26 protein-coding genes are annotated in these 26,776 nt (G+C 37.4%); 23 read left to right on the top strand and 3 right to left on the bottom strand.

Translation table 11 applies throughout. The features are described from left to right. Nucleotides 1-105 precede the first annotated feature (105 nt). From recQ to holA, 14 genes are all read left to right on the top strand, one after another. Nucleotides 106-1,875, top strand: a complete 1,770-nt coding sequence (gene recQ, locus IGK72_RS09885; RefSeq protein WP_222821632.1) for a DNA helicase RecQ — start codon at nt 106-108, stop codon at nt 1,873-1,875. Nucleotides 1,876-2,101: 226 nt separating this feature from the next. Then, nucleotides 2,102-2,407, top strand: a complete 306-nt coding sequence (locus IGK72_RS09880; RefSeq protein ID WP_165548592.1) for a YlaN family protein — start codon at nt 2,102-2,104, stop codon at nt 2,405-2,407. A 3-nt stretch (nt 2,408-2,410) separates the two neighbouring features. Beyond that, entirely contained in the window at nt 2,411-3,619 is a 1,209-nt protein-coding gene (locus IGK72_RS09875; RefSeq protein WP_002356686.1) for an FtsW/RodA/SpoVE family cell cycle protein, read from the top strand. Between the two features lie 32 nt (nt 3,620-3,651). Continuing rightward, nucleotides 3,652-7,080 (top strand): pyruvate carboxylase, encoded by a 3,429-nt coding sequence (locus tag IGK72_RS09870; protein ID WP_222821631.1) that lies wholly within the window; start codon nt 3,652-3,654, stop codon nt 7,078-7,080. A gap of 16 nt (nt 7,081-7,096) precedes the next feature. After that, complete coding sequence (locus IGK72_RS09865; RefSeq protein ID WP_165548588.1) at nt 7,097-8,221, top strand: CAP-associated domain-containing protein; 1,125 nt, start codon at nt 7,097-7,099, stop codon at nt 8,219-8,221. Next, complete coding sequence (locus IGK72_RS09860; RefSeq protein WP_002356689.1) at nt 8,218-8,652, top strand: YlbF family regulator; 435 nt, start codon at nt 8,218-8,220, stop codon at nt 8,650-8,652. The genes IGK72_RS09865 and IGK72_RS09860 overlap by 4 nt, the downstream gene beginning before the upstream one ends. Further along, entirely contained in the window at nt 8,642-8,992 is a 351-nt protein-coding gene (locus IGK72_RS09855) for a YlbG family protein (protein WP_002359714.1), read from the top strand. The genes IGK72_RS09860 and IGK72_RS09855 overlap by 11 nt, the downstream gene beginning before the upstream one ends. A 59-nt stretch (nt 8,993-9,051) precedes the next feature. Next, on the top strand, nt 9,052-9,645 hold the full coding sequence (gene rsmD, locus IGK72_RS09850) for a 16S rRNA (guanine(966)-N(2))-methyltransferase RsmD (RefSeq protein ID WP_077932795.1): 594 nt from the start codon (nt 9,052-9,054) through the stop codon (nt 9,643-9,645). 1 nt (nt 9,646) lies between these two features. Further along, on the top strand, nt 9,647-10,138 hold the full coding sequence (coaD, locus tag IGK72_RS09845; protein WP_023894959.1) for a pantetheine-phosphate adenylyltransferase: 492 nt from the start codon (nt 9,647-9,649) through the stop codon (nt 10,136-10,138). Continuing rightward, the gene (locus tag IGK72_RS09840; protein WP_002382735.1) at nt 10,125-11,195 is read left to right on the top strand and encodes a SepM family pheromone-processing serine protease; all 1,071 of its coding nucleotides are present in this window, start codon (nt 10,125-10,127) and stop codon (nt 11,193-11,195) included. The genes coaD and IGK72_RS09840 overlap by 14 nt, the downstream gene beginning before the upstream one ends. A gap of 62 nt (nt 11,196-11,257) precedes the next feature. After that, nucleotides 11,258-11,935 (top strand): helix-hairpin-helix domain-containing protein, encoded by a 678-nt coding sequence (locus IGK72_RS09835; protein ID WP_031324145.1) that lies wholly within the window; start codon nt 11,258-11,260, stop codon nt 11,933-11,935. A 122-nt stretch (nt 11,936-12,057) separates the two neighbouring features. Continuing rightward, entirely contained in the window at nt 12,058-12,561 is a 504-nt protein-coding gene (locus tag IGK72_RS09830; protein WP_023894961.1) for a ComE operon protein 2, read from the top strand. 34 nt (nt 12,562-12,595) lie between these two features. Continuing rightward, nucleotides 12,596-14,860 carry a DNA internalization-related competence protein ComEC/Rec2 gene (locus IGK72_RS09825; protein WP_430608923.1) on the top strand — a complete coding sequence of 755 codons (2,265 nt, stop codon included), beginning with the start codon at nt 12,596-12,598 and terminating at the stop codon, nt 14,858-14,860. A 57-nt stretch (nt 14,861-14,917) separates the two neighbouring features. Further along, on the top strand, nt 14,918-15,946 hold the full coding sequence (gene holA, locus IGK72_RS09820; RefSeq protein WP_002362655.1) for a DNA polymerase III subunit delta: 1,029 nt from the start codon (nt 14,918-14,920) through the stop codon (nt 15,944-15,946). A gap of 51 nt (nt 15,947-15,997) precedes the next feature. Here holA and IGK72_RS09815 read toward each other — a convergent pair whose 3' ends face one another. Beyond that, nucleotides 15,998-16,939 (bottom strand): 2-dehydropantoate 2-reductase, encoded by a 942-nt coding sequence (locus IGK72_RS09815; protein ID WP_002385757.1) that lies wholly within the window; start codon nt 16,937-16,939, stop codon nt 15,998-16,000. A 168-nt stretch (nt 16,940-17,107) separates the two neighbouring features. Between IGK72_RS09815 and IGK72_RS09810 the strand changes: the two genes are divergently transcribed. Beyond that, complete coding sequence (locus IGK72_RS09810; RefSeq protein ID WP_002382741.1) at nt 17,108-17,665, top strand: acyl-CoA thioesterase; 558 nt, start codon at nt 17,108-17,110, stop codon at nt 17,663-17,665. Between the two features lie 86 nt (nt 17,666-17,751). On the opposite strand, the gene rpsT is transcribed toward IGK72_RS09810, so the two are convergent. After that, complete coding sequence (rpsT, locus tag IGK72_RS09805; protein WP_002356703.1) at nt 17,752-18,003, bottom strand: 30S ribosomal protein S20; 252 nt, start codon at nt 18,001-18,003, stop codon at nt 17,752-17,754. A 210-nt stretch (nt 18,004-18,213) separates the two neighbouring features. Here rpsT and IGK72_RS09800 point away from each other — a divergent pair, with 210 nt between their 5' ends. The 3 genes from IGK72_RS09800 to IGK72_RS09790 are packed head-to-tail and all read left to right on the top strand — an operon-like array spanning nt 18,214 to nt 20,689. Beyond that, nucleotides 18,214-19,248, top strand: coding sequence for an inorganic phosphate transporter (locus IGK72_RS09800; protein ID WP_002356704.1), 1,035 nt, complete (start codon nt 18,214-18,216; stop codon nt 19,246-19,248). A 12-nt stretch (nt 19,249-19,260) separates the two neighbouring features. Continuing rightward, entirely contained in the window at nt 19,261-19,884 is a 624-nt protein-coding gene (locus IGK72_RS09795) for a DUF47 domain-containing protein (protein WP_002356705.1), read from the top strand. Between the two features lie 19 nt (nt 19,885-19,903). Further along, on the top strand, nt 19,904-20,689 hold the full coding sequence (locus tag IGK72_RS09790) for a ChbG/HpnK family deacetylase (RefSeq protein ID WP_023894647.1): 786 nt from the start codon (nt 19,904-19,906) through the stop codon (nt 20,687-20,689). A gap of 38 nt (nt 20,690-20,727) precedes the next feature. On the opposite strand, the gene IGK72_RS09785 is transcribed toward IGK72_RS09790, so the two are convergent. Then, nucleotides 20,728-21,558, bottom strand: a complete 831-nt coding sequence (locus tag IGK72_RS09785) for an undecaprenyl-diphosphate phosphatase (protein WP_002356708.1) — start codon at nt 21,556-21,558, stop codon at nt 20,728-20,730. Nucleotides 21,559-21,673: 115 nt separating this feature from the next. On the opposite strand from IGK72_RS09785, the gene IGK72_RS09780 reads away from it, so the two are divergent. The 5 genes from IGK72_RS09780 (at nt 21,674) to IGK72_RS09760 (ending at nt 26,772) form a co-directional block, all read left to right on the top strand. Continuing rightward, nucleotides 21,674-22,234, top strand: coding sequence for a PTS sugar transporter subunit IIA (locus IGK72_RS09780; protein WP_025190097.1), 561 nt, complete (start codon nt 21,674-21,676; stop codon nt 22,232-22,234). A 151-nt stretch (nt 22,235-22,385) separates the two neighbouring features. Next, complete coding sequence (locus IGK72_RS09775) at nt 22,386-23,495, top strand: DUF871 domain-containing protein (protein ID WP_023894646.1); 1,110 nt, start codon at nt 22,386-22,388, stop codon at nt 23,493-23,495. Beyond that, on the top strand, nt 23,470-24,360 hold the full coding sequence (gene murQ / locus IGK72_RS09770; protein ID WP_002356712.1) for an N-acetylmuramic acid 6-phosphate etherase: 891 nt from the start codon (nt 23,470-23,472) through the stop codon (nt 24,358-24,360). Before IGK72_RS09775 ends, murQ begins: the two co-directional genes overlap by 26 nt. Before the next feature lie 22 nt (nt 24,361-24,382). Next, a complete protein-coding gene (locus IGK72_RS09765) occupies nt 24,383-25,837 on the top strand; it encodes a PTS transporter subunit EIIC (RefSeq protein ID WP_002362674.1) in 1,455 nt (484 codons plus the stop codon). A gap of 86 nt (nt 25,838-25,923) precedes the next feature. Continuing rightward, nucleotides 25,924-26,772, top strand: coding sequence for a MurR/RpiR family transcriptional regulator (locus IGK72_RS09760; RefSeq protein ID WP_002382748.1), 849 nt, complete (start codon nt 25,924-25,926; stop codon nt 26,770-26,772). Nucleotides 26,773-26,776 lie beyond the last annotated feature (4 nt).

Raw genomic sequence — 26,776 nt, 5'->3', positions numbered from 1 at the left:
TCACGTTAACTGGTGTTTCACGATTGTGTCTTGTTTTAACACACCTTGTTCCTGTTAGATTAGCGTGTTAAAATGACTTGTAGAACAAAGATTGGAGCGCAATAAATGAGTGCATTACAAGAATTATTAAAAGATACATTTGGCTATGATGATTTTCGGCCAGGACAAGAAACGATTATTCGTCATGTATTGCGACAAGAAAATGTCTTAGGCATTATGCCAACAGGTGGAGGCAAATCGATTTGTTATCAGTTGCCAGCCTTACTTCTGGATAATTTAACATTGGTGATTTCACCATTAATTTCTTTAATGAAAGATCAAGTAGACGCCCTGAATTTAATGGGGATTCCAGCTACATATATCAATAGTACCATTTCCTATCAAGAGATGAATCATCGTATTCAATTAGCGGTTAACAAAGAAGTCAAGCTATTGTATGTTGCGCCAGAGCGATTAGAATCTTATGATTTTCAACAGATGCTGACACATGTACCGATTGATTTATTGGCAGTAGATGAGGCACACTGTATTTCACAATGGGGGCATGATTTTCGTCCAAGCTATTTGCGTTTAGCAGAGATTATCGATCAATTTCAACAGCAACCAACTGTGATTGCACTAACAGCAACAGCAACGCCACAAGTAGCGGAGGATATTGTCAAGCAATTAAGAATTCCATCAGAAAATGAAATCAAAACAGGATTCACTCGAGAAAATTTATCTTTTCAAGTCGTGAAAGATCAAAATAGAGACGTTTTTCTTTTGGAATATTTAAAGATGAATACTGGACAATCAGGTATTATTTATGCAAGCACGCGGAAGGAAGTTGAACGAATTTATCATTTATTAGAAAGTAAAAAAATTGCAGCTGGGATGTATCATGGGGGCATGAGTGAACAGTTACGTAGTGAAAATCAAGAAGCATTCTTGTATGATCAAGTGCAAGTGATGGTAGCAACAAATGCCTTTGGTATGGGGATTAATAAGAGTAATGTTCGTTTTGTCATTCACGCACAAGTACCAGGAAATATTGAATCTTATTACCAAGAAGCGGGCCGAGCTGGTCGTGACGGTCTACCTAGTGATGCTGTGTTAATGTTTGCTCCACAAGACTTGCAAATTCAACAATACTTTATTGAACAATCTGAAATGACCATTGATTATAAGCAGAAAGAGTACTTGAAATTACGGGAAATGTCACAATATGCGAATGCACAAATGTGTTTACAAAAATATATTTTACGCTATTTTGGTGAAGAAGGGACGGACTGCGGTCGCTGCTCGAATTGTCTGGATAATCGAGAATTAGTCGATATTACGGTCGATGCCCAAAAAGTCTTGTCTTGTGTAAAACGTATGGGAGAACGTTTCGGTAAGGGCTTAGTTGGTAAAGTCTTGACTGGTTCAAAAGATCAAAAAATTGATCAATGGCATTTTGATCGTTTGCCAACATATGGACTAATGAAAGGTCGCACGCAAAAAGAAGTCACACAGCTGATTGATTATTTAACAGCAGAACGTTATTTAATTCCTTCTGATGGGCAATTTCCGTTGTTATCAGTCTCGACAGAAGGTGTTCAGGTGCTCTTAGGGGAACGGAAGGTCTTCCGAAAAGAAGACCAAAAAGTTCGAAAAGTAGCAGTGGATGATGCCTTGTTTGAACGATTGCGCGAATTACGTATGGACATGGCTCAAGAGGCAGGCATGCCGCCATATGTAGTCTTTTCCGATAGTACACTTAAAGAAATGTGTGAAAAATTACCGCAAACAACGATTCAATTATTGCAAATAAAAGGGGTCGGCCAAAATAAATTAGATAAATATGGTACCGCCTTTTTAGAAGTAATTAAAGAATATCAAGAGACAAAAAAATGATATAGTTTGTTATTTTATTTAAAATTAAAAGCAGAAAATAAGAAAAAAGTCTTTTAATGTATTTGTTGTTGTAGTGATAAAATAAGCTTGTTATATAAAGAGATTTCTTACTTAATATATCGCTTGGTTTTAGAAAATTTCTTAAAGGAAATTTTCTGAAATCATCATGTATCTAACTGAGAATTATGTTATAATTATTTAATTAAGATAGGGAGGTTCTGTACAAATGGACGAAGGAATTTCAAAGAAATTTGCCATTCAATTATTAGAAGACGATGCAGAACGCATTAAAATGCTTATTCGTAATCAAAAAAACAGTTTGTGCATTTCTCAATGTAAAGCATTTGAAGAAGTGGTGGATACACAAATGTATGGTTTTTCAAGACAAGTGACCTATGCGACCCGTTTGGGGATTTTAACTAGTGATGAAGGACATCGCTTACTAAGTGATTTAGAACGCGAATTGAATCAATTATATACAGATGTTTATGAAGAAACACAAGAAAAAAACGAGATTGGCAAGGAGGGTTAAGCTTTGCCAAACAAAGTAAAGAAACGGCATTTGCTAGACTATAGTATTTTTATTCCATATTTAATTTTAAGTATCGTGGGATTGATTATGGTATATAGTTCCACATCCGCATTACAAGTAATGAAAGGTTTTTCACCTACGTCATTCGTTATTAACCAGGTTGCCTTTTGGGTAGTAGGGTTAGTTGCAATGTTTTTTATTTATAAGATGAAAACATCCGTTTTTCAGAATCGAAGTTTTATCATGTTTGCCATTGCAGTAATTACGGTTATGGTTTTAGCCGTTCGGATTCCTGGTATCGGGAAAGAAATTAACGGCGCACGTGGTTGGATTGAGATTGGTGGATTTTCGATGCAACCAGCTGAGTATTTAAAAATTATGGTTGTCTGGTATCTGTCTTATATTTTAGCACGGCGACAAAAGACAATTAATGGAGGCATGGATCAATTTAAACAAGCTGCCGGGCGCCCGTTGATGCTCGTTTTTGTATTAATTGCTCTAGTTGCAATCCAGCCTGACTTCGGGAATGCGGCCATTCTAACATTAATTACCATCGTGATGGTTTTAGCAAGTGGGATTAATTATATGTATACCTACTTGGTTGGTGGCTTGGGCATTTTAGGTAGTATCACGGCTATTCAGTTATTAATTATGTCGAAAGGAAAAATTTTCCCAGCGCGTTACCAATATATTTATAATCGTTTTGCTGTTTTTAAAAATCCATTTTTAGATGAACGGAACTTAGGCCATCAGTTAGCTAATTCTTATTATGCAATCAGTAATGGCGGCTGGTTTGGCAAAGGTCTAGGGAATAGTGTTCAGAAAAAAGGCTTTTTACCAGAAGCACATACGGACTTTATCTTTGCGATTACTTTAGAAGAGTTAGGCATTATCGGCGGTCTAGCGATTTTAGGATTGTTGATGTTTATGATTGCGCGAATTATTTTAGTCGGTGTACGCTCGAAGAAACCTTTTAATTCACTAATGTGTATTGGAATTGGTACAATGTTATTAATTCAAGTTTTTATTAATGTTGGTGGGATTACTGGGATTATTCCATTAACAGGAATTACTTTCCCGTTCTTGAGTCAAGGTGGGAATAGTTTGCTGATTATTTCGATTGCTGTGGCCTTTGTCCTGAATATCAGTGCAGATGAAACACGTCAGAAATTAGAAAATGAGTACTATTTATCTTTAGAACAGAACCAATAAATTTGAAGGAAATTGATGGTAGGAGTGACGTTATGAAAAAGGTATTAGTTGCCAATCGTGGCGAAATTGCGATTCGAATTTTTAGAGCTTGTACAGAATTAGATATCCAGACAGTAGCGATTTATGCTGCAGAAGATGAGTATTCTGTTCATCGTTTCAAAGCAGATGAAGCGTATTTAGTTGGTAAGGGGAAAAAACCAATTGAAGCCTATTTAGACATTGAAAATATTATCCAAATTGCCAAAAAATCGGGAGCAGATGCCATTCATCCTGGTTATGGCTTTTTATCTGAGAACTTACGCTTCGCCGAACGTTGTGAAGAAGAAGGAATCATTTTTGTTGGACCTAAAACACACCATTTAGATATTTTTGGCGATAAAATTAAAGCGAAAGAAGCAGCTGTAGCTGCGGGGATTGCTTCGATTCCAGGCTCAGATGGGCCAGTAGCAACGGTGGAAGAGGTCGTAGATTTTGGTGAAACGCATGGCTTTCCTATCATGATTAAAGCTGCTTTAGGTGGCGGCGGTCGCGGGATGCGTGTTGCCCACGATGCCAAGGAAGCACGAGAAGGTTACGAAAGAGCAAAAAGTGAAGCGAAAGCAGCCTTTGGTTCTGACGAGGTTTATGTTGAAAAGTATATTTCTAATCCTAAACATATCGAAGTACAAATTTTAGGCGATCATCATGGGAATGTCTTGCATTTATTTGAACGTGATTGTTCCGTTCAACGGCGCCACCAAAAAGTGGTAGAAGTCGCACCATGTGTATCAATGAATGAAGAACAACGAGCAGCCATTTGTTCGGCTGCTGTGCAGTTAATGGCGCATGTCGGCTACGTGAATGCGGGAACGGTTGAGTTTTTAGTAGAAGGGGATCAGTTTTATTTTATTGAAGTGAATCCTCGTGTTCAGGTAGAACATACTATCACAGAAATGATTACAGATATTGATATTGTGATCTCTCAATTACAAATTGCACAAGGGCTTGATTTGCATAAAGATATGCATTTGCCAAAACAAAACGAATTGACATTAAAAGGCGCGGCTATTCAATGTCGGATTACGACTGAAGATCCCCTGAACCAATTTATGCCAGATACAGGGAAAATTGATACGTATCGTTCACCAGGTGGGTTTGGTGTACGTTTAGATGTAGGAAATGCTTATTCTGGCTACGCTGTGACGCCTTACTTTGATTCTTTATTGGTTAAAGTCTGTACGCATGGTTTCTCTTTTGAACAGGCAATCAGTAAAATGCAACGCTGCTTAAAAGAATTTCGGATTCGTGGCGTGAAAACAAATATTCCGTTTTTACAAAATGTTGTGAGCTATCCAGCGTTTCAATCTGGCGAAGCCAAAACAACCTTTATTGATAATACACCTGAATTATTTGAATTTCCTCGTATGCGCGATCGTGGCAATAAAACGATGAAATACATTGGAGAAGTAACGGTCAATGGGTTCCCTGGCATTGAACGAACGGAGAAAAAATATTTTGAAGCCCCGCGCGTGCCGACAGATATTGAAGTTCCAGAAAAAGTGATCACAGCTAAAAATATTCTAGACGCTCAAGGAGCAACCGCCGTCATCGATTGGGTTAAGAATCAAGAAAGTGTGTTAATGACAGATACCACGTTCCGTGATGCGCACCAAAGTTTATTAGCTACTCGTGTGAGAACACAAGATTTTAAAGCAATTGCTGGTCTAACTGATGCAGCCCTGCCTGAGCTGTTTTCTAGTGAAATGTGGGGTGGCGCTACGTTCGATGTTGCCTATCGCTTCTTAACCGAAGACCCATGGCAACGTTTAAGAAAAATTCGTCAGTTGATGCCAAACACACTTTTACAAATGCTGTTCAGAGGTTCTAATGCGGTAGGCTATCAAAATTACCCTGATAATGTTATTGAAGAATTTATTAAAGAATCTGCTCGCCAAGGAGTCGATGTTTTCCGAATTTTTGATAGCTTAAACTGGATTCCTCAAATGGAAAAAAGTATTCAAGTCGTTCGGGATACCGGAAAAATTGCGGAAGCAGCAATTTGTTATACTGGGGACATCAATGATCCAGCCCGAGCAAAATATAATGTTCAATATTACCTTGATATGGCTAAAGAATTGGAAAATTTAGGTGCACAAATCATTGCGATTAAAGATATGGCTGGCTTATTGAAACCACAAGCTGCTTATCGTTTAATTAGTGAATTAAAGGCAGCCACGGATTTACCAATTCATCTCCACACTCACGACACTAGTGGCAATGGGATCATCACATATTCAGCAGCTACTAAAGCGGGCGTTGATATTGTTGACGTCGCAATGAGTGCGATGAGTGGCGCAACTAGCCAGCCAAGTATGAACAGTCTATATTATGCTTTAGTCAATGGTGAACGAACGCCAACTATTAACATTGATAATGCACAGAAAATCAATCATTATTGGGAAGATGTGCGCATGTATTATCAACCATTTGAAAATGGCTTAAATGCCCCGCAAACAGAAGTCTATATGCATGAAATGCCTGGTGGTCAATACTCTAATCTACAGCAGCAAGCAAAAGCGGTAGGCTTAGGGCACCGTTGGGATGAAATCAAAAAAATGTATCACACAGTGAATTTGATGTTTGGCGATATTGTAAAAGTGACGCCATCTTCAAAAGTCGTGGGAGACATGGCACTCTTCATGGTTCAAAATCATCTGACAGAACAAGATGTTTATGCGCGTGGTGAAGAACTAAGTTTTCCTGAATCCGTTGTGACTTTTTTCCAAGGTGATTTAGGTCAACCAGTTGGTGGGTTCCCGAAAGAGCTCCAACGAATTATTCTAAAAGGTCGACCAGCCTTCACAGAGCGGCCAGGTGACTTAGCAGCACCTGTTGATTTTGCGAAAGTACAAGAAGAATTAGCCGAAAAAATTGGGTATCAACCTAAATTGGAAGAAGTTTTAAGTTATTTAATGTATCCACAAGTATTTTTAGAGTATCGTCAAAAATACGAAACCTTTGGAGATATAACCTTATTAGATACGCCAACATTCTTTAATGGTATTCGTCAAGGAGAGACATTGGAAGTTCAAATTGAACGAGGAAAAACGTTAATTATTCGTTTAGATGAAATTGGCGAACCTGATATTGACGGAAACCGTGTCTTGTTCTTCAATTTGAATGGGCAACGTCGTGAGGTTTTAGTTAAAGATGCCTCCATTAAGTCTGCTGTTCAAGTAAAACAAAAGGCAGAACCAACTAATAAAGAACAAATCGGCGCAACGATGTCTGGTTCTGTTCTACAAGTATTGGTCAAACGTGGCGATAAAGTAGAAAAAGGTCAGCCGTTGCTGATTACAGAAGCCATGAAAATGGAAACGACTATCGAAGCACGTTTTGCGGGCACGGTAGATCACATTTATGTTGAAGAAGGCGAAGCAATCAGCTCAGGTGATTTGTTATTAGAAGTAAAAGAAAAATAAGATGAGAGGGGAAAAAATGAAGCGATTTTGGGCCTTTACTGCTGTTTTTTTAACAGTTCTACTCATTGGATATTTAGAGCCAGTTTTTTTCCCTGCTGAAAAACCAACCGAAACAGCTCAAAGTGGGCGCTTATCCAGCGCTCACACCGCTGTTCCTCATGAAGAATTGCCAGCTTCTGGCTACGCAGCATACATAGGGAAAGATGTGGAAACCTTTATCCGCCAGTTTGGCAATCCTAAAGAAAAAATTAAAACAGGTCGTACGTATGAATTATGGACGTTCGGTTTGACGATGAATGATTACTTAGAAGTCAACGTTCGAGAAAATAAAGTCATCGCAATTAAGGCCTTTAACAATGACAAAATGATAGAACCGTTTAAGATAGATATGAAGCTTGCAGACTTGTCTGATTTAATGACGATTTATTCGAATTTTGCATTTAATTTTCATCATGAAGCTTACGATGTCGAGCTGATGGAAGAAGATATGAACTATCGACCACTGGTTGCTTTTGATAATGGCAGTTTTGCGGTGTTATTTTTTAATCAGCGGACAGGCGGTTTAATGGCAGTTAATTATGTCAATAAAGAAACGTTGCTCACGGAAATGCCGTATCAATTAAATGAAGGTTCTCCTTTGCCAGTTGATATAACGCAGTCAATGACCTTCGATCCTGTTCAAAGTAACCAAGCGATTTATGTCATGAATCTGGTTAAACAGCAAGAAAATCAAGCTGCTTTTTCAGTTTCTACACAAAGCCAAAAAGATGCCCAAACATTGTATCAAACACTGGCTAACCATACACCAACAATTTTGTCAGCAAATCGACAAGCAGAATTGTTACAAACGAGAGAGGAACATACGGCCATTCATCCCTTTCATCTGACTAAGGACGAATTTTCTTTATTAGTTAAAACGAGCAAACTTTCGTTGAGAGAACCAGCAGGTATTTTCCAAGAACCTGTTTATGATAGTACCTTTACTATTTTGTCATGGCTTTCGGACCCGCAATATGATAGCTATTTTGCTGAGTCAGAAATGACAGAATTGGGCGTTGCCTTTTCCAACGAAGGTGTGTTAGTCTTATTAGAGAAACGACCAGAAAATAGGCAAATCACGGAGAGTAGTGAAAAGTTATGATTGTAACAGAACATTTATTTGCAATTGAAGATCAAACAGAATGCTTAATTTCAGCACTTTTAGAAAGTGATGCTGTTCAAAACTATAAAGAAACAAAAAAAGCTATGTATGCTTCGGCGGAAGTTGCTCAGTTACAAAAAGCATTTTTAGAAGCTAAGTCAGCCTTTGAACGAGTAGAGGCTTATGGAATTCATGCACCCGATTTTCGGGAGAAACAACGAGCCCTACGTAAAGCGAAGCGGGCGCTTGATTTAAATGAAATCGTTGCAAATTATCGTTTTGCTGAGACAAACGTTCAAACGTTGCTAGATACAATTGGTTTAAAGATTGCGCAACTAATTTCTGAAGATATTAAAGTAGATGCTGGAAATCCTTTCTTTGAACGAGGAAAGAAACATTCAGGTTGTGGAGGAAGCTGCCATGCAAGCTAAAGAAGAAAAAGAATTTACGCTTCAAGAGCGTCGTTGCCTAATTGTTTGGGTATACACATTAAAACCGTTAAAACAGTTACGCCGATATGGACTGATTCACTATGTTTCACGAAAAATGAAATATGTGGTGATTTACATGAATGAAGAAAATATTGAAAGTAACATGGAAAAAATTAATCAGTTACATTTTGTTCGTAGTGTCGATAAATCGTATCGACCAGATGTCGAAATGAATTTTGCTGAAAAAATTGGTACCAAAGCGGCTTATCAAGAACAAGAAGACGACGGCTATGTAGTAGAGGAATTATCTACAGAGATTCGCTTAGCAGAGAATGTCTAATGCAAAAGAGTGAGAAATGTTATGAGAAATTTCAAACATTTTTCACTCTTTTTGTTATAATGAATTATAAAAGAATGATTGATAAAGGAGTCGAAACAATGCGTGTTATTTCTGGAGAATATGGTGGCCGGCGCCTGAAAGCGTTAGATGGCGACAATACTAGGCCCACAACAGATAAAGTAAAAGAATCTATTTTTAATATGATTGGTCCATATTTCGAAGGTGGAATGGCGCTGGATTTATATTCAGGAAGTGGCGGGTTAGCGATTGAAGCCGTTTCTCGTGGAATGGACAAAAGTATTTGTATTGAAAAGAATTTTGCTGCACTAAAAGTAATTAAAGAAAATATTGCGATTACAAAAGAACCAGAAAAATTTGAAGTTAGAAAAATGGATGCTAATCGTGCCTTAGAACAGTTTTATGAAGAGAAGCTACAATTTGATTTGGTCTTATTGGATCCGCCCTATGCCAAACAAGAAATTGTTTCACAATTAGAAAAGATGTTAGAACGGCAGTTATTAACAAACGAAGCCGTTATCGTTTGTGAAACAGATAAAACTGTCAAATTACCGGAAACGATTGGTACACTAGAAAAAACAAGAGAAACCGTTTACGGAATCACTCAAGTAACGATTTATCGTCAGGAGGCGTAAGATGCGTAAAATTGCTCTATTTCCCGGAAGTTTTGATCCGATGACAAATGGTCATTTAAATTTGATTGAACGCAGTGCGAAGTTATTTGACGAAGTCATTATTGGCGTTTTTATAAATACAAGTAAGCAAACATTATTTACGCCAGAAGAGAAAAAATATTTAATTGAAGAAGCAACTAAAGAAATGCCAAATGTGCGTGTTATTATGCAAGAAACCCAGTTAACTGTGGAAAGTGCAAAATCATTAGGGGCTAATTTTTTGATTCGTGGCATTAGAAACGTCAAAGACTACGAGTACGAGAAAGACATTGCTAAAATGAATCAACATCTGGCGCCAGAAATTGAAACGGTTTTTCTATTAGCAGAAGAACCATATGCACATGTAAGTTCCAGTTTACTAAAAGAAGTTTTACGTTTTGGGGGCGATGTGTCTGACTATCTTCCTCCCAATGTTTATCATGCGTTAAAACAAAAGAAGAATGACTGGAGCTAAAATTATGAATAAAAAAACAGAAAAATTTTCGTTTAAATCACTTATTCCAATGGTATTGGCATTGCTGCTAATTGGTTTGTTTATCGTCCCAATTCCTTATTATATTGAAGGACCAGGAACGACTGAAAATTTAAAAGAGTTTGTAACTGTTGATGGGAAAAAAGATACGCAGTCAGGTGCTTTTTATTTAACAACGGTGGGCATTCGTTCGGCCACTATTTTTTCTGCCATAAAAGCAAACTTTTCGGATTTTCAAGAAGTCATGTCCAAAAAAGAATTAATGGGAGATAGTAGTAATAGCGAATATAATCGAATTCAACAATACTATATGGATTCCTCAAAAAACGCCGCAATTGAGCAAGCCTTAAAATTAGCGAAGGTTCCATATGAGATGAAATTTAAAGGCGTCTATGTGTTAGCGATGGAAGACAACTCAAGTTTTAAAGGAAAAATTGAAGTTGGCGATACCGTGACAGGCGTGGATGGCAAATCTTTTAAAAGCAGTGAAGAATTAATGAATTACATTAAAGCACAAAAAGTGAATCAAAAAGTCACTGTTCAATTTATTCAAGATGGCAAAGCAAAAGAAGCGACCGGCAAATTAATTGAATTGCCAACAGATAAAAAAGCGGGGATTGGTATTGGTTTGACCGATCATACAGAAATTGATTCTTCTATCCCAGTATCTATTGAAGCGGGTGATATTGGTGGGCCATCGGCTGGGTTAATGTTTACTTTGCAGACCTATGAACAATTAAGTCATAAAGATTTACGTAAAGGTCATGAAATTGCTGGAACAGGTACGATGAACAGTCAAGGAATCGTTGGTAGAATCGGTGGTATTGACAAAAAAGTTGTAACTGCCAGTGAGAACGGTGCAGAAATTTTCTTTGCACCCGATGATGAAATAACTTCAGAAATGAAAAAAGTTGAACCGAAAATCAAATCGAATTATCAAGAAGCACAAGAAGCTGCGAAAAAAATTGGGACAAAAATGAAAATTGTCCCAGTAAAAACGGTTCAAGATGCCTTGAACTATCTAGAGAAATTAAAATAAAAGTACGCCTGGACCAAAAATTACTAGTGATTTTTGGTCCAGGCGCATTTTTTTGTTAAAAAATGCGTAATTATATTTTGAAGGGAGGGCAAACGATGGATTGGTTGAAACAGTTACCTAAAAAGTGGCTATTGCTAGGTAGTGGCGTGTTCATGGTCATTTTGATAACTCTATTAGTGGGCATTTATTTGATGGTTAATAAGGAGCCACAAGTAGACACCACAATGTGGGAAGAAACAAGTTTGACCACTACGACAGAGGTCGCCACAGATGCCACAAAAGAAAGGGCAGAAACAATGATCTATGTTGATATTAAAGGCGCAGTGAAAGTACCAGGAATCTATCAACTAAAAAATCAGCAGCGGATTTGGGATGCTTTAGCTTTAGCTGGAGGCGTGAGCGAGGAAGCTGATACTGCCCAGGTCAATTACGCTCAAAAAGTAAAAGATCAAATGATTATTTACGTGCCCAAAAAAGGAGAACCAGTGGCACAATCATTAGAAACGCTGCAGGAATCAGCACCTGCTCAGCAAAATCAGGAGGAAAAAATCAACCTTAATACGGCAACAGAAGCAGAGCTACAAACGATTTCAGGAATCGGTGCGAAAAAAGCACAAGAGATTATTCGTTTTCGTGACGAACAAGGACCGTTTAAAACCGTCGAGGAACTGAAAAATGTTCCAGGTATTGGAGAGAAAACAGTAGAACGTTTAAAAGACATGTTGACAGTGACTGGCTAACTTTTAACAGAAAATTCCTGAGAATTCTTGACTATGGGATGCGGATAACATACTATTTGTAATAAGATTAAATGATTTGGCAAATCGAACACAGGAGTCATTAAAAATAAAGGAGGTTTATTATGGAACGAATTCCATGGGACCAATATTTTATGGGACAAAGCGTCTTATTATCATTAAGAAGTACTTGCACACGGTTAACTGTCGGAGCAACCATTGTTCGCGACAAACGAATTATTGCAGGAGGTTACAATGGTTCAGTCAGTGGCGGAACGCATTGTATTGATGAAGGATGTTATGTTGTTGATAATCATTGCGTTCGAACAATCCACGCAGAAATGAATGCAATTTTACAATGTGCGAAGTTTGGCGTCCCTACAGAAGGGGCAGAAATTTATGTGACACATTTCCCTTGCCTGCAATGTACAAAGATGATTTTACAAGCAGGGATTAAAAAGATTTATTATTTAAAGGATTACCGTAATGATGAGTATGCCCTAAATTTAATTGAACAAGTAGGAGCCACGGTTGAAAAAGTGACTTTAGTACCAAAATATTTTGCCGAATTACAATGGGGAGAAGAATTTGCCACACTTGAGGACAATCTTTCCTCAGCTGAGGAATAATTGGTTCTTCATAGCTCTGCTGACTAGTTGTGGGCTGTGGTGTTTTTTCGCACCTAGTCTATTAGGAGCTCTTCTTCTTTCTATCACTGTTATCCGTATTGTCTGTACAAAAAGTTTTCCTGTTATATTGGGAGGTTTTTTGTGCAGTTTTTTAATAGTAGGGGGCATATTGATTTTCCAGTGGTTAAAGCCAGTCTCTTTGTTGCCTAAAGAAGTTCGCTTGTCAGGACAGCTAACGATATTACCAGATGAAATACAAGTCGATGGTGATCAAGTAAAATTTCCTGCCAATTGGATCGTAAAAGGCAAAAGGCAGAAAGTGATGGCATTTTATCAATTAAAAAGTGTGAAAGAAAAACAGCAATGGCAACAACTAACCACAACCATTCAGGCAACCGCTGTAGGTATTTTAGACTCGCCCCAAGGTCAAACCAACAAAAATGGCTTCAATTATCAACTATTTTTAAAGAATCAAGGAATCGAAGCTATTTTATTCATTGAGGAGATAGGACAACCGCGTTCCTTTTTTTCTTGGCGGTTTAAAGAAATCATTAGCGGCTGGCGGAAGTGGGCGATGGTACATATTCAGAAAAATTTTGCTGAGACTAGTGCAATGTATATGAATGCGTTGCTCTTAGGTTTTCGTAATGAAGAATTTGCTGAAATAAGCGATAAATTTTCAGCATTAGGCATTTTGCATCTTTTTAGTTTGTCAGGGATGCATGTTTCTTTTTTCCTTCGTTTATTTCGCTTACTAATGCTAAGAATTGCTCGCCGAACGCAAGAAAGTTATTTTTTGTGGCAATGCGGTTTTTCACTGATATATGCTGGTTTAACAGGATTCTCAGTTAGTGTCATGCGGGCGCTTTTACAAACAAACCTCAATACGTTCAATCGACGGTTTAATTGGCAGGTTCCGGCCCTCGATTGTTGGAGTTTAACTCTCTTAGTGCACTTGATTGTTCAGCCAACCCTCTTTTTTTCAGTCGGCGGTCAATTTAGTTATTTACTTTCCTTTGTTCTGCTGTTTTTAGAGCAAACATTGGTTGGTTATTCTTCGCCTTTTATTAAAAATTGTTTAGGCTCTTTCCTATTGGCTGTGGCTTCCTTACCTATTTTAGTCCAATCATTTTATGAATGGCCCTTGTTAGGAAGTTTCTTAACATTTCTCTTGTTACCAATTTTTGAACGGTTCTTGTTACCGCTTTTGACGTTGAGCTTTTTTCTAGTGATTATTATGCCAGCACGTTATTTAGCAGCCTTGCTCGAACCACTATTTTTAACAATGAATGGCTTATTTGAGTGGGTGCTAGTTCACTTAAATCCGAAGCTGACCATCGGCTATTTAAATTCTTGGATACAAATTAGTTTGTTATTACTAATCGGACTTTCAATGATTTATTTAGCAGACAAGTCTAAAAAAATTTTTTTCTCAATCGGACTACTAATTGTTTTGATAAATAGTAAATACCTTTCGCCAATTGGCATTGTTGCAATGATCGATGTAGGCCAAGGGGATAGTTTGTTTATCCAAGCGCCTTTTCACAGAAAAAATACACTGATCGATACAGGGGGGCGGTTGTCTTTTGGCAAAGAAGCTTGGCGGCAACGGAAAAATAGTCGATCAGGAGCAGAATATTCAGTGATTCCTTTTCTCAAAAGTCAAGGAGTCAAACGTTTAGATGAAGTGATCATCACACACGCACATGAAGACCATTTTGGCGATTTATTAGCCATTGCGCAGAAGGTTCCAATTTCTGTTCTTTATTTCCCTAAAGGAGCAGCTGAAGCCAATTTTTCGTTTCGCCAAGTCTTGAAACAACTCCAAAAAAGCGGAACAGACTGTCGGCCAATTTTAGCGCCCAAGCGAATTAATGGGCCCATTTCTCTTCAAATTTTATCGCCCAATAAGAGCAGTATTGGGGGCAATAATGATTCGATAGTGTTTTCCACACAATTAGGCGGACGGCATTTTTTATTTACTGGTGACTTGGAAGCCGAAGGAGAAGAACAAGTGTTGGCTCGCTATCCCCAGTTGAAAATCGACATCTTGAAAGTCGGTCATCATGGTAGTAAAACGTCGTCTACTAAAAGATTTATCAAACAGCTTAATCCGCGAGAAGCATTGATTTCAGCTGGACTGAATAATCGTTTTAAACATCCTCATCAGGAGACATTAGCGACGCTGGAGGAGCAAATAATAAATTATTATCGGACCGATCTTCAAGGAATGATTTATTATCAATGGTTACCTTGGCAAGGGCTTTCTAAAGCCAAATTTGTTAAAGAACAAGACTAGTATTTCCAGAAGTAACATGATAGGATAAACAAGAGAAACGAGAAAAGGAGCGAGCCAATGGAGTTACAAAAAGCTTTGAAAGAAGTGCGAGAGCAAAAAATCGCTCCAGTGTATTTATTAATAGGAACAGAACTTTATTTAACTGAATTATTTAAAACAACATTGATGAAAGAATTGTTGACGGAAGAGGATGATCAATTTAACTTTTTCTCATTTGATATGGAGGAAACACCTTTAAGTGCAGCGATTGCTGAAGCGGAAACAATTCCGTTTTTTGGTGATTATCGCCTTGTCTTTGTGGAAAATCCTTACTTTTTAACTGCCGAAAGAAAAACAAACGGTGTGGAACATGATGTCAATCTTTTATTGAATTATTTGGAAAGTCCATCACCAACAACTGTTCTTGTTTTTATGGCCTCATATGAAAAATTAGATGAACGCAAAAAAATTACCAAAGCATTGAAAAAAAATGCCACAGTAGTTGACGTCAATCCAATGGATGAAAAGGCTATTCGTCAGTACATTTCTCAAACGATTGAGAGCGAAGGGTACACTATTCGCTCCGATGCTTTTGATTTATTACTTCAATTGACAGACTTGAACTTATCAAAAATTATGGGAGAATTACAGAAGCTGTATTTATATGCCCTTGAAACGAAGACAATTACACGAGGTGCGGTTCAAGAATTAGTCCCTAAGTCTTTGGAACATAATGTTTTTGATTTAACCAACGAAGTACTTTCTGGAAACAGTGAAAAAGCTGTTCAATTGTATGAAGATTTACTTTTACAAGGAGAAGAAACCATTAAGTTAAATGCAATCTTACTGAATCAGATTCGCCTTTTTCTACAAACAAAAATTTTGGCTAAGATGGGCTATCAACAAGCGAATATCGCTGATACATTAAAGGTTCATCCTTATCGAGTCAAGTTAGCGTTACAACAAGTCCGACGATTTGAATTGTCTCGATTAGAAAGACTTTATGATGAATTAGTTGAAAATGATTACCGCATGAAAACGGGCCAAATGGATAAAGAATTACTATTCCAATTATTTATTTTAAAATTGACTGCGCAAGCAAAATAAGAAAGTGCCAGAGACAATCGTCATACAACGATTGCCTCTGGCACTTTCTTATTATTTAGCTCCTAATAGTTCTTCTTTTCCGTGAACAAGCTGTGTCAACATGGCACAGAAAGGTGTTGCTACGTTGTATTTTTGTCCTTTGCGCCAAACAGCACCATTGATGTAATCAATTTCTGTGAGACGATGATTTTTAATTAAATCTTGATACATAGACGGATAGTGCAAGCCAATACCGTTTGGATCATAAGTTTGAGCAATATGTGTATAGACTTCTGCTTGATCTAAATGAATGGCTTCTTTTTCTGCGACTGCTGCAAATTCACTGATTAATGTTTTAACAAGGGATTCACTAACAGGTAGTGCACCAAATTCGGCAATATTACAATCAAGGATTGTACACAAACCATTTAGCGTGCCATTGACACAGGCTTTCCGCCAAATAGAGTAGCGAACATTGCTACTATAGCTTGGATTTAAACCAGCTTGTTGGAAGACATCGACGACTTCTAAAGCAAATTCTTTACCAGAAGGATCAATATTTTCTAATTCAATTTCGCCATCACCTAAAAGTTTAACACGTCCCGGTCCTTCTAAACCAGCTGTCCACATGGTAATGCCAACCAAGATGTTTTCTTTTGGCACATATTTTTCTAGTACATCTTCATGACCTAAGCCATTTAATAAACATAGTACATACGTTTTTTCAGTAATCATTGGTTGAATCGCTTTAAACATTGCATCTAATTGTTGTGCTTTGGTTAAAGCGATAATTAAATCTACTTGTTCATTTTGATGGTCAATTTCTTCTGGTGAGAAGATTGGTAGGTTCGCGACAACTTCTTCTCCGTTAAAATCAGCGATTAAACCATTTTTACGAATGGCTTCAATGTGTGCGGGCCATTGATCGATTAAAGTTACATCATTTCCGCCTTGATGCAACATAATTCCTAAACGGCTGCCCATAGCGCCGGCACCAGCAATTGCAATTTTCATGTGTATCCATCTCCTTAAAAGTTCTTTAACCGTTATTATTATACAGCAACTTTCCTAAAAATGAATAAATGGGACTTGCAAATTTGTTATTTTTTAAATGTTTCCTAAAAAGTAAGGATTGCATCAAATGGTAAAGTAAGCTAAAGTAAAGCGTGGAAAAGTTTATAAATGAAAGTAGAGGAATCGTTAATGACGAAAGAAAAATTTTGTCGAGAATCACGAGTGATTCAAACACATCGTGTATTTCCCTTTGATTTAAATCCCTTTGGTGCACTATTTGGTGGGAAATTAATGTCTTTAATTGATGACGCCGCATCCATTTCCGTTTCACGGCATTGTCGGAGAGGGGCAGTTACAGCATCTTTAGATAACTTGAATTTTTTAAAACCTTTAAAAGAAAATCACTCAGTGTGTGTTGAAACGTTTGTTTCTGGCGTGCATCATAAATCGATGGAAGTATTTGTTAAAGTTGTAGGAGAAGATTTAACAACTGGAGAGCGTTATTTAGCGGCGACTTGTTTTACAACTTTTGTAGCCATTCCGTCTCATATGAATCCTGAAAGTGACTTCCAATTAGCGGCAGTCGTCCCAGAAACTGCAGAAGAAAAGTTGATTTGTTCCAATTATGAAACGAGACGACAACAACGTTTAGCTTTGCGAGAAGAGACTAAATTATTTAGTCAACATCTCACAACGGATTTACCGTGGATTGATTCACCTTTATAAAAAAATATCCGAGTCTTTGTGAAAACAGACTTGGACATTTTTTGATGAAAAAAGAAGCTAACATGAATGCTAACTTCTATCTCACATTATTTAGCTAATTTGCTTAAACGAATTTTATCGCGGTTAGCTTTGTTTTTATGGATTAAACCTTTAGTTGCAGCCATATCAACAGCTTTAACAGCTTCGTTGTATAAAGCATCGACGTTATCAGCTCCAGCAGCTACAGCTTCTTCAAATTTCTTGATTGCTGTACGCATTGCGTTTGTTTGAGATGAATTTTTCGCATTCGCGTTAGCACTTGTACGTACGCGTTTGATTGCAGATTCGATATTTGGCATTTGTTTCACCTCCGATGATTTAGGTTTTACACTGGTCAGCCAATGTAATTCAACAGTAATCATTATACCTAATCCATTGTTCCATTGCAATAAAAGACGACAAGTTTTTTTCCTTAACAGACAATTTCAAGAAAAAAATAAGAAAATTTGCCAGAGCCTTAAGAAAAAAGCATACATTTTTTTTAAAACATGCTATGATAAAATAGATAAATGAAAAATGGTGGTGTCTTTGTGAGTATTGCATTATTGGTAACGATTACTTTGGTAATGGGTGTAATTTTTGTTAACGGTTGGACGGATGCGCCGAACGCAATTGCAACCGCTGTCTCGACTCGGGTGTTAAAACCGAATGTCGCAATTTGGATGGCTGTTGTGATGAACTTTTTAGGTGCATTAGTCATGACCTTTTTTAATGCCCAAGTAGCTGAAACGATTAGCAACATTGTTAGTTTTGACGCAAATGGAAACGCTTCACAGGTGGCTTTGGCTGCTTCGCTTTTTTCAATTGTGGTTTGGGCAGTTGCTGCGTGGTATTTTGGTATTCCCACAAGTGAAAGCCATGCGTTAATTGCCGGCTTGACTGGTTCGGCAATGGCATTAGGTGGTTTGGGTGCAGTCAATGGCTCGGAATGGATCAAAGTGCTTGTTGGTCTAGTTGTTTCTACCGTTATGGGCTTTGGCGGCGGTTATTTGATTGCCAAACTTGTTGTGAAAGCTTTCTCGGCTGTGCCTAGAAGAAAAGCCAACAAATTTTTTACAGTTGGACAAGCCTTTGGTGCAGGAGCTAATGCTTTTTTACATGGTGCGCAAGATGGGCAAAAATTTATGGGCGTGTTCATGTTAGTGCTTTTTTATAATAATTTAGTCGAAAAAACAGGTGGCGGTTTTGTGATTCCGTTATGGGTTATGGTTCTGTGTTCCATTACAATGGGCATTGGAACTTCTGTGGGCGGTATGAGAATCATTAAATCAGTCGGGATGGATATGGTAAAACTCGAACGCTATCAAGGCTTCACTGCGGATTTAAGCACGGCTATTTGTTTATTTTTAGCATCGGCTTTTGGGATTCCAGTTTCAACTACTCATACAAAAACGACAGCGATTATGGGAGTAGGTGCTTCTAAGCGAATCTCAAGTGTTGACTGGCGTATCGTGAAAGAAATGCTGATAGCATGGATTTTAACTTTCCCAGGATGTGGGCTGATCGCTTATGTGATGTCAAAATTATTTATTGCAATTTTTTAAGGAGAGAAAAACATGGCACGTAAAAAACAATTTGATTATTTTGGAGAATTAAACCAGTTAGCAACAAATGCTTATGAAGCGGCAAAGGTTTTGCAAGAAATTGTAGACAATTATTCATTAGAAAACTTAGTAAAAAAATCAGAAGCGATTCATCAATTGGAAAAAGAGAATGATGAAATTGTTCGCAAAATTTTAAATGAACTCTATATTTCCTTTATTACGCCGATTGATCGAGAAGATATTGTCGATATTACGGATCACTTAGATAACATTATCGATAGCATTAATAGTTTGTCTTATTTACTTGATCATTTAGTTGTCGAAGAAATGATTGCGCCCGCGCTAGAATTAACTGCTTATATTGTTAAAGCGACAGAAGGCGTTAAATCAGCAACGAAGGAATTTGCAAAATTTAAAAATTCTAAAACGTTAGTTTCATTGATTGATGAAGTGAATACGATTGAATCTCAAGGCGATAAATTATACAGTAGCGCCATGAAAGATTTGATGACTAACGAAAAAGATTTATTAAAAGTTATCAAGTGGAAAGATGTTTATGATCAGCTTGAGCGCACGATTAATGATTGTGAATCAGCTGTTAATATTATTGTCGGAATTGTCATCAAAAATACGTAAAGAAAAGAGGGGGGAGCTGTTGGTTAAAGTAATTATTGATGCTGATGATTTTGGGATGTCAGAAGCGATTAATCATGGCATTATCAAAAGTTATGTCGATGGTTTAACGACGTCGACACTTTTGATGCCCAATTTACCAACAGCAGAACATGCCGTTGCGTTAGCAAAAAATTATCCAGGCTTATTTGTAGGTCAGCATACGAATTTTTTATTAGGGAAACCTTGTGCGGACCCATGTATGATTCCTTCACTGGTAGATGAACAAGGCAATTTTCATCGCTCTTCTTATTATCGTCAACAAAAGCAAGTAACCTTCGTATATGAAGAAGTACGACTTGAAACGATTGCGCAATTGACGCGCTTTAAGGAACTAACTGGACATTATCCTGAACATTTTGATTGCCATTCGATTGGTGATGAAGTGGTTGATCAAGTATTTTTAGAATTAGCAGAAGAGTATGGACTTCATACAACCCTGAAATATAGTGGGGGAAAAGAATATCCACCGCAACAAGGTTATTTCCAGGTAACACATTTGTTAGAGTCTGGGGCGCTATCTTATATTCACGAAGGCGTATCAGTGGAGAATTTTTTAGAAGATGACTTTGGTTTATTACGGATGCCGGAATCGGCAATTGCTGAGATGCATTTTGATGTTGGGTATTTGGATCAATTTGTGTTAGATAATTCTTCATATACCACTTTACGCTGCAAAGAATTAGCAACGATTTGTGATCCTCGTGTTCGTCAGTGGTTTGAAGAACAGGGGATTGAGCGAATAACGTTTGGCGATTTAAAAAAATAAAACCGTTGCTTTCACTGTTGAAAGCAACGGTTTTATTTTTATGAGAATAACCAGTAGCCAATTAAAATCGCACCTAAAATTACACGATACCAACCGAAAACTGTAAAATCGTTTTTCTTCAAGTAATTCAATAAGAATTTAATCGCAATGATGGAAACAACGAAGGCAACAATAGAGCCAGTTAATAAAATAATGATTTCTTCTGACCCAAACGTATTTCCTTTAGCCAAGAATTTAAAGATTTTTAAAAAACTTGCTCCAAACATTACTGGAATTCCTAAGAAAAATGAAAACTCTGTTGCAACAAAACGTGAGGCCCCAATTAAGATTGCCCCTAAAATGGTCGCTCCTGAACGTGAAGTTCCTGGAATTAATGCCAGTACTTGGAAAGCACCAACGATTAAAGCGGCTTTATAAGTGAAGTCTTTTAGATTAGTACACTTCGGTGCAACATTTTTATTTCGTTTTTCAATGATAATAAAAGCAATCCCATAAACAATTAACATAATCGATACTGTTAAAAAGTTATAAAAATGTGCATCTAAATAATCATCAAATTTTAGACCAATAACTGCCGCTGGTAAACAAGCGACTAAGACTTTAGACCAAAGAATCCAAGTATCTTTTTTCTCTTCGCCATTTTTCTTTGGTGAGAAAGGATTCAATTTGTGGAAGTATAAAATAACAACCGCCATAATCGCTCCCAATTGGATAACGACGTTGAACATTTCCATAAAATCTTTACTTAGATCGAGTTTAATAAACTCATCCACTAAAATTAAATGTCCGGTACTACTAATTGGAAGCCACTCGGTAATTCCTTCGATAATACCAAGAATAATTGCTTTCCATAGGTTAGCAAAAAGCATGTCACCATTCCTTTCTGAAATAAATGCAAAATACATCAAGTATAAGTATACCCGCTGACAAAGTAAATGCCAATGCAAATTCTTATTTTAAAATAAATTTTAGAATTATACAAAGGTGCCACTTGTAATTCATGAAACTTTTTTCTATACTAGTGATACTTTAAAAAATGGGGGAAGAGAAATGTTTGGATTTTTGAAGAAAAAGAATGAAGTTGTCGAAAATAATACAATGTATGCCGTTGCTAATGGAACCATTATCCCAATCAGTGAAGTGAATGATCCTGTTTTTTCACAAAAAATGATGGGAGATGGCTATGCAGTAGTTCCAGAAAATGGTGAAATTTATGCACCTATTGAAGGAGAAGTTTTAAGCGTTTTCCAAACAAAACATGCCATTGGTTTAAAAATGACAAACGGTCTTGAAATTTTATTACACATGGGTATCGATACGGTGGAGTTAAACGGGGCACCGTTCACTATTAAAGTGAAAGAAGGCGACCAAGTGACTGCAGATACGGTGGTCGCAATTGCTGATTTAGAAGCAATTAAAGCAGCTGGTAAAGGAACTGAAATGGTTGTCATTATTACCAACATGGATAAAGTAGCACAATTTTCGTTAGAGAAAACTGGCATGGTTACAGCTAGTACACCAGTTGGCTCTGCCACAGCCAATTAATGCATTAGACAGATATTTCTATAAAGGAATATCTGTTTTTTTTTGAACATAAATAAAATTTTATTTTGGAATTAAAAAATATTTAGAAAAATAGTTGAAATTTTATTTCAAACAAGTTATAATGAAAGCGTATTAGAGAGGAGCTAAAAAGATGTATGGTATTTCAGTTTTTCTTGGTGAAGAGATTACAAACGATACAATTATTTATATCAAAAAGATGAAAGCGCTTGGATTTGATGGTATTTTCACTTCTTTACACATTCCAGAAGATGATACTTCCCTTTACCGCCAACGCTTGACTGATTTAGGGGCAATTGCTAAGGCAGAAAAAATGAAAATTATGGTAGATATTTCAGGTGAAGCGTTAAAAAGAGCGGGTTTTTCTTTCGATGAATTAGAGCCTTTAATCGAGTTGGGTGTAACTGGCCTCCGGATGGACTACGGCATTACGATAGAACAAATGGCTCATGCTTCACATAAGATTGATATAGGATTGAATGCTAGTACCATTACACTGGAAGAAGTGGCTGAGTTAAAGGCTCACCAAGCGGACTTTTCTCGCTTAGAAGCTTGGCATAATTATTATCCAAGACCTGAAACAGGCATTGGAACAACATTTTTTAATGAAAAGAACCGCTGGCTTAAAGAATTAGGCTTACAAGTTTTTACTTTTGTACCAGGAGATGGGCAAACAAGAGGCCCAATTTTTGCTGGTTTACCAACATTAGAAAAACATCGGGGGCAAAATCCTTTCGCCGCTGCCGTTGGTTTGATGGCTGATCCTTATGTCGATGCTGTTTATATTGGTGATCCCACAATTAGTGAGCGAACCATGGCTCAATTTGGTTATTATCACCAAACCAATCAATTTCTGTTAGAAGTAGCACCTAGCGAGAGCCGCTATTTGAAGCGAATACTTGGAACTCATACCAATCGTTTAGATGCTGCAAGAGATGTTTTGCGAAGTGAATTATCAAGAACGAGTGAAATGTTCAGAAAAGATGAAATTGCAACGATTGAGTCAGAGCAGACTAAAGCACGTCCAGTGGGAACCGTAACGATTGATAATGAAAAATATGGTCGCTATATGGGAGAAATTCAAGTCACACTTGCGGACTTGCCGAAAGATGAAAAAGTCAATACGATTACACGAATTATTGAAAAAGATCAAACGATATTGCCGTTAATCAAGGCAGGCAATCAATTTACGCTAGTCACGGAAGGAACGATAGAAAATGAATTTAGAAAACTTAACAACTGAACGTAGAAATGAAAATACAATGGGCTTAGATGAGATGAGTGTCAAAGAAGCTTTACAAAAAATGAATCAAGAAGACCAAAAAGTTGCAATGGCAGTGGGTCAAGAATTAGCAGCCATTGAACCAGTGGTAGAAGCCATCATCAAAAGCTTCAATCAAGGCGGCCGCTTGATCTACATGGGCGCTGGTACGAGTGGTCGGTTAGGTGTCTTAGATGCAGCCGAATGCGTACCAACTTTTGGCGTCGAGCCAGAGATGGTTCAAGGCCTCATCGCTGGTGGTCAAAAAGCAATGACTGTCGCAGTAGAAGGTGCTGAAGATTCAAAAGAACTAGGTCGTCAAGATTTAGTTGATCTAAAATTATCAGCAAATGACATTGTTGTTGGGATTGCAGCCAGTGGTCGGACGCCTTATGTAATTGGCGGTTTAGAATATGCTACAACGGTGGGAGCAGCTACCGCAACTGTGGCATGTAATAAAAATGCCGAAATTAGTAAATATGCGCAAATGCCGATTGAAGTAGATGCAGGACCTGAATTTTTAACAGGTTCGACTCGCTTGAAATCTGGGACAGCTCAAAAATTAATTTTAAATATGTTATCAACTATTTCCATGATTGGTATTGGGAAAGTCTACAATAACTTAATGGTTGATGTAAAACCAACCAATGAAAAATTAGTGGAGCGTTCCAAACGGATTATTATGGAAGCAACGGGTTGTAGTTATGAAGTTGCCGAACTAAAATTTGTAGAAGCAGAAGAAAATGTGAAGTTAGCAATTGTAATGATTTTAACTGATAGTACTAAAGAAGAAGCAACACAAAAATTAATTGACGGGAATCAATTTATCAAGAATACATTAAATTAAGGAATTAGGAGGGTGTTTTAACATGGCAGAAGAAAGAATTAAACGCATTGCTGATGGGATTTATAAAGAAGTTGGTGGTCAAGAAAACGTGGACAAAGTCATTCATTGTATGACTCGTGTTCGTATGGATATCCGCGATTATGACAAAGTAGATATTGAAGGATTGAAAAAAATTGATGGCGTTATGGGCGTCGTAGAAGATGATACGTTACAAGTAGTTGTTGGTCCAGGGACTGTTAACAAGGTTGCACAAGAAATGGTAGATCAAGCAGGTGTCAAATTGGGAGAACCATTTAATCATGGCACCACAACTGATGCTTCAGCAGGCAAATCTGGAAAAGATTTAGTAGAAGAAAAAGCCGCTCAAATGAAAGCACAACAAAAAGCGAAACAAAATAACACTTCACCATTTAAAAAAGTGTTAAAAGCCATTTCTAGTATCTTTGTTCCGATGATTCCTGCCTTTGTTGGGGCTGGTATTATTGGCGGGATTGCAGCTGTTATGTCTAACTTAGTTGTTGCTGGTGATATTTCAGCTTCATGGCAACAATATATTGATGTCTTAAATATCATTAAAAATGGGATTTTTGCTTATTTAGCTCTTTACACTGGGATTAACAGTGCCAGCGTTTTTGGTGCAACGCCAGCGTTGGGGGGTGTTATTGGGGCAGTCACAATGTTAACAGGAATGAATCCGGATGCTCCAATCAGTAATATTTTCACTGGGGGAACATTATCTGCAGGACAAGGCGGAATTATCGGTGTTATTTTTGCCGTATGGTTATTATCATTGTTAGAAAAACAATTGCATAAAATTGTCCCAGAATCAATTGATATTATCGTAACGCCAACCATTTCACTTTTAGTGATTGGCTTAGCAACTATTTTCTTAATCATGCCTGTAGCCGGAGCTATTTCTAATGGCTTAGTTGGTATTATCAATGTTGTCTTAGAAAAAGGTGGCATGGTTGCTGGCTTTACTCTTGGTTTAACCTTCTTGCCAATGGTAATGTTTGGTTTACATCAAATTTTGACGCCAATCCACATTGAAATGATTAATCAAACAGGGATGACTTTGTTATTACCAATTCTGGCCATGGCTGGTGCGGGACAAGTCGGTGCAGCTTTAGCATTATGGATTCGTTGTAAATCAGATAAAAAATTAGTTGAAATGATTAAAGGTGCCTTGCCAGTTGGGATTTTAGGTATTGGTGAACCATTAATCTACGGAGTTACTTTACCATTAGGACGTCCATTCATTACTGCTTGTATCGGCGGTGGTATTGGTGGTGCGGTGATTGGGGCCTTCGGTAATGTTGGTGCGATTGCTATTGGACCAAGTGGGGTGGCTTTAATTCCATTAATTGCCAACAACCAATGGCTTGCATATGTATTAGGTTTATTGGCTGCTTACGCAGGTGGTTTTGTAGCAACGTTATTCTTTGGGATTCCTAAAGATATGCAAACAACTAAATAATAAATAGAAAAAGGAGAACTTGGCTTCTCCCTTTTTCTTTGTTAAAATTTAATTGCGTAGGAAATGGTGTATCAGGAGGGGTGTTTATGCAACAAAATATTGTCTTATCTATCCAAGATCGTCTACAACAATTACCAAAATCAGAACGAAAAATCGCAGAATATATTTTAAAAAATACAGAAACAGTTATTTCAATGAATGCGCAAGAGCTAGCAAAACAAGCAGGATCAAGTCCAGCGGCAATTATTCGCTTTTGTCATTCTATGGATGTGAATGGCTTCACAGAGTTGAAACTTTTATTATCTGCAAATCTTGGCCAAATGAAGCAGCAAATGTACACTGAAGTTACTAAAGGGGAATCAACAGCTGATATTAAACAAAAGTTACAAGCGCGCTTTGTTCATGTGGTTGAGCGAAGCGGTCAGACATTAGAGGATGTCGCAGTGAATGAAGCCGTTGATTTGTTGGAAAAAACAGAAGTAATTTTTGTCTATGGGTTGGGCGCCTCTTCGTTGGTTGCTCAAGATATTTATCAAAAGTTTACGCGATTAGGCCGAACGGTATTTACAACATTGGATCATCATTTATTTGCTTCCATGTTAGGCTCAACAGAAAAGCCTAGTGTTTTTATTGTTATTTCTAATTCTGGAACGAATAAAGAAGCAAGTACTTTAGCTGATTTAGCGAAGCAGCAAGGGATTCCTATTATTAGTATCACACAAGATGAAAAATCAGTGATTGGTGAAAAAAGTGATATCGTCCTCCAAACCTCTAGTGGGGAAGACGTGCCATTGAGAAGTGCGGCTACTGTTTCCTTGGTGGCACAATTGTATGTAGTCGATGTTTTATTTTTTGCTTATGCAGCAAAAAACTATAAGGAAACCTTAGAAAAAATTCAAATCTCAAGAAAAAATGTAGAACGTTTAAAAGAATAAATAA

The sequence above is a fragment of the Enterococcus sp. DIV0183 genome (genome assembly GCF_050541505.1).
GTDB classification, from domain to species: Bacteria; Bacillota; Bacilli; order Lactobacillales; family Enterococcaceae; genus Enterococcus; species Enterococcus faecalis.
The sequence above is the reverse complement of the archived record's forward strand: the minus strand, read 5'-3'. Positions and strand labels throughout refer to the sequence as shown.